The sequence below is a fragment of the Dellaglioa algida DSM 15638 genome, assembly GCF_001434695.1.
Taxonomy (GTDB): domain Bacteria; phylum Bacillota; class Bacilli; order Lactobacillales; family Lactobacillaceae; genus Dellaglioa; species Dellaglioa algida.
Window position 1 is genome coordinate 1 of record NZ_AZDI01000026.1, and the last position, 775, is coordinate 775.

General features: G+C 36.5%; 1 protein-coding gene. It reads right to left on the bottom strand.

Annotated features, from left to right (window positions below):
• Nucleotides 1-54: 54 nt before the first annotated feature.
• Nucleotides 55-735: an IS6-like element IS1216 family transposase gene (locus FC66_RS07800; RefSeq protein ID WP_001015311.1), complete on the bottom strand. Its 681-nt coding sequence runs from the start codon at nucleotides 733-735 to the stop codon at nucleotides 55-57.
• Nucleotides 736-775 lie beyond the last annotated feature (40 nt).

Consider the following 775-nt stretch of genomic DNA (forward strand, 5'->3'; position numbering starts at 1 on the left):
GGTTCTGTTGCAAAGTTTTAAATAAAGAATAAAATCCCTTACGGTATCTATGATTTAAGCTGGGATTCCCAATAATACCTTGATTTCAGTACAGACCGAAAACCCGAAGAGAGTGCCTTCTTTTCGGGTTTTCTTATATAATCCTCGAATGGCTTCCATGCCTTTAATCGTGGTAGAGGCAGTGCGTAAACTTCGATAGAATTTATTGCGTCTCTTTACTGGACGATGGTCTTGTTCAATCAAATTATTCAGGTATTTAATGGTACGATGTTCTGTCCCTTGATAAAAGCCGTATTCTTTTAGTTTCTTAAAGGCACTTGTAATAGAGGGGGCTTTATCTGTGACTACAACCTTCGGTTCATCAAACTGCTTCACTAACCGCTTAAGAAAAGCATAGGCTGCTTGTGTGTCCCGTTTTTTACGTAACCAAATATCTAAGGTTAAACCATCTGCATCGATGGCTCGATACAAATAATGCCATTTTCCTTTAATTTTGATGTACGTTTCATCCATTTTCCATGAATAAAAGGATTTTTTATTTTTCTTTTTCCAAATTTGATAGAGTAGTTTGCCATATTCTTGCACCCAACGATAAATCGTCGTATGAGAAACGTTAATGCCACGATCATATAAGATTTCTTGAACTTCACGATAGCTAAGGTTATAACGAAGATAGTAGCCCACGGCTACAATAATCACATCCTGCTGAAATTGCTTTCCTTTAAAATGATTCATCGTCATTCCTCCTGCTATCTTTTTCTATTATTCTACCTTA